Origin of the sequence: Mesorhizobium erdmanii USDA 3471 (assembly GCF_000472705.1) — a bacterium.
In the GTDB taxonomy this organism is placed as follows: Bacteria; Pseudomonadota; Alphaproteobacteria; order Rhizobiales; family Rhizobiaceae; genus Mesorhizobium; species Mesorhizobium erdmanii.
In genome coordinates, this window is record NZ_AXAE01000053.1 from 1 (window position 1) to 3277 (window position 3277).

Annotated in this window: 2 protein-coding genes and 1 pseudogene; all 3 read right to left on the reverse strand. The window is 55.9% G+C overall.

What is annotated here, in order from left to right:
• Positions 1 to 94: pseudogene (locus A3AU_RS1000000139205) on the reverse strand (FMN-dependent NADH-azoreductase); the annotation flags it as partial.
• An 88-nt stretch (positions 95 to 182) separates the two neighbouring features.
• Complete coding sequence (locus tag A3AU_RS0127405) at positions 183 to 1217, reverse strand: hypothetical protein (protein ID WP_027055712.1); 1035 nt, start codon at positions 1215 to 1217, stop codon at positions 183 to 185.
• Positions 1207 to 2913 carry an Hsp70 family protein gene (locus A3AU_RS0127410; protein WP_209444674.1) on the reverse strand — a complete coding sequence of 569 codons (1707 nt, stop codon included), beginning with the start codon at positions 2911 to 2913 and terminating at the stop codon, positions 1207 to 1209. The genes A3AU_RS0127405 and A3AU_RS0127410 overlap by 11 nt, the downstream gene beginning before the upstream one ends.
• Positions 2914 to 3277 lie beyond the last annotated feature (364 nt).

Genomic DNA, 3277 nt, shown 5'->3' on the forward strand with positions numbered 1-3277 from the left:
CCTTGGCGGTCGCCTTGGCGAGCGCTGATGTCACCGCTTCAGGGCCCATGCCGACGCCTTCGATGCGGATGACGTCGACATCGGTCATGCCGAGGTGAGAAGATGTTCGGCTAGGGCCTGCGGTAGCCAACATTGCACCGGTTGTTTATCTTTCCCCGATTTCCGTTGGATGATTTTTCCGCTTATGGCTTCGGCATCCCAATCATCTTTCTGGAACATTCGTCAAATGACAGATTACGGCAGAGGTCGTGAAGAACGCCTGCGGGCACCTGTTGTGTGGCACTGGGCTGTGGGAATGTCTTCGCGGGCTCATTTGAGCCCGAAAGAGCGGCGGCAAGTTTAACAAGCACAAAGAAGATTACAAACCAGAGCCACCCGGACATAGGTGATTGACGCGCCGAACCGGTGGTTTGGCTCGATGGTGCGATCGTTTCGGGCTCAGGGTCCTGTTGCGGCGTGGACGCCATACGATATTGGGGTGCCGTCTCAGGATCGATTAGCGCGTGCAACCAGTCGAGCTGTTGACGCTCCCAATAGTTTGATCCGCGATTGCGTGTCCAGCCAAAGCGTTCATCAAGCAAGCCAAGCAAGCGCGGCATCATCCAGGGCTTGGCCGACGGACGTTGCTGCTCGCCGAAGCCTGACTGCTGGCAAACATAGGTCCGCATGCGGGTTTCGAACGCTTGAATGTCATCAATCGTCTGTAGGAGCTCGCCATCCAGAATTGCCAGCCAGCTGTCTATTCTCTGCCATTTCAATGGTTCGGTGATAAGCGTTTCGACAGCTTTCATGGCGCGCAGGGCAGGCGCTTCGATGGCAATTGAAGCCGTACGGGCAGGAGCCGCTTCTTTCGGTGCATGTGGTTCGATATTTTCGATAAGGAGCGTCCCGATGTCATCTTCCATAGCCCGCAAAGCGTGTGCTTCGAGGATAGCTGCAACCGCACTCTGGGTGGACAGTGGCACGTTCTTCAGCGCGGGCGCGTCGGTGTCTTCGGCAATTTGTGTTTCGTGAGGGGAAGCAATTTCCTTGATATACTCCCGGCTGTTGACTTGGTCGCGCGCCTGCTCGAATGCCTGACGTAATGCGATGAAGCTGTCGCGATCCTCATTGATGTTGATCAGTTTGAGCTTTGTGGCGTAGGCGCGCTTGATCTCGCGTTCGGTGACGTCTTCCCGGTCGGATATTCCGAGCATGGAAAACGCATCAATAAACATCGTATTGCTCTAACTCTTCGAGTTCTTCCGTGATTTGGGATCGCGCGGCGGCGATTTCCTTGGGATGTTGCCGGGCAAGGGTCGCCTCGAATTCCCCAAGCCGTGCCGACAACACATTGCGTTGCGGCCCCAAGGCATTTTCAAAAGCTTTCGTGATGCGCGCGACGAGCGCCGCGTTAACCGCTTCTTCGCGTGGATGGATCTTGATCCGTTCAAGTTCCGCCAGGCGTTGCAGAATGTCTTTTTGCGAAAGAGCGCCCGGGTTGCCTTCTATGACGAGTCGATGAGCCTTGCCATTGGTGACGACCGTTGCGATGACTTCAAGCACTCCGGACGTATCGTAGGTAAAGCGAACATCGACCGCTTCTTTTGCGTTGCGGTTGACGGGAATAGGAACGCCCAATGTGCCTATCTTCACATTGTCGCGTACAAGCGGCGCCTCGCCCTGAAAGACATTGAGTTCCACTTTTTTCTGGCCAGGAACGACAGCATAGAAACGCTCAACCCGGCTCGCCGGAATAACCGTGTTGCGCTCAATGATTGGAGCAAAATATCCGGGCATGGTTTGGCCGTTCGGTCCGACTTGATGGTTTGTCTCGATACCCAAAGTGAAGGGTGAAACATCGGTCATGACGATGTCGTCGAGCGCCTGATGCCGGGAAGCAAGCCCGGCCTGTACCGCCGCGCCCAGGGCCACGACATGATCGGGGTCGAGATCATGTTCCGGAAAACGCTTGAAAAGCTTGGTTATTGCAGACTTGATGATCGGCATTCTCGTTGCGCCGCCAACGAGTATGATCCGGTCGATCTGGTCGTTGCCTAGGTTTGCGTCGCGCATCGCGCGCTGTAAAGGGGCCCTCATCCGGTTGACTAACTGCGTCGTTGCCTCCTCAAAACGATCTGCGGAGACAGAAAGATGCTTCTTTTCGCCGTCCAGGACATATCGGATATCGGCGTCTTTGTTGGTTGAAAGCTTGTGCTTCGCCTCGTCAGCCAGTGCACGCAGCCGTGCCAGATCTCCCTTTCCCAAATCGTCACGGCCAAGATCCTTGCCCAGCAACGCTACAAGGATATCCGTGAAGTCTTCTCCCCCCAGAAATGCGTCCCCGGCCGACGCCCGCACCTCCATGACTCCGGAAAACATCTCCAGAATTGAAACGTCGAATGTGCCGCCGCCAAGATCCACCACAAGAAAGGTGCTTTCATCGTCCTTGCGGTGCAGGCCATAAGCCAAGGCCGCGGCGGTCGGTTCATTGATCAGCCGGCTTACCTCAAGGCCCGCGAGTTGTGCGGCACCGATCGTTGCCTTGCGTTGCACATCGTTGAAGTAGGCCGGCACGGAAATAACCGCATCGACAACAGGGTGCTGGAGATGTGCCTCGGCGTCCGCTTTCAAGGAGCGCAGAATGAACGCGGACAACTCTTCCGGTCGAAATGTCTTGCGGCCGAGACGAACCGTGTGGTCCGTGCCCATGTAACGCTTGAATCGTGCCGTGCTTATATCGGGATTGGAAACGAGCCTGTCCTTGGCTGCCTGGCCGACCAGCAAGTCTCCGCTGTCGCTAAGCCCCACGGCAGAAGGCGTCAGAAAAGCGCCGATAGCATTGGGGATCAATATGGGGCCTTCTTCGGTAAAATGAGCTACCAACGAATTGGTCGTGCCAAGGTCAATGCCGAGAATTGGGAACCCAGACAAACAAGTCTCCATGAGCGGTTTTGAGGTGGCATTTATGACGCATGTGACTTGCGCACACTGTACTTGGCTTAAAACTCAAAATGGAACTTATCTGAATAATCAAACGCATGTGAAGAGGATTCACCTGACAACGCGCATACGGTTACGTGGCGATCTCGCGGCGCGTTTTCACTACATGCGCTTCTCCGTTCCGGTTGACGTTCGTGGAACAAAAGAAAAGGCAGGCGCCGGAGCGCCTGCCTTTTTGAATTCGGCGGGAAGGGTCTGTGCTTACGCCGCTGCGGCAACCTGCTGGCTGGCCACAACCGCATCGACCTTGGCGGTCGCCTTGGCGAGCGCTGATGTCACCGCTTCAGGGCCCATG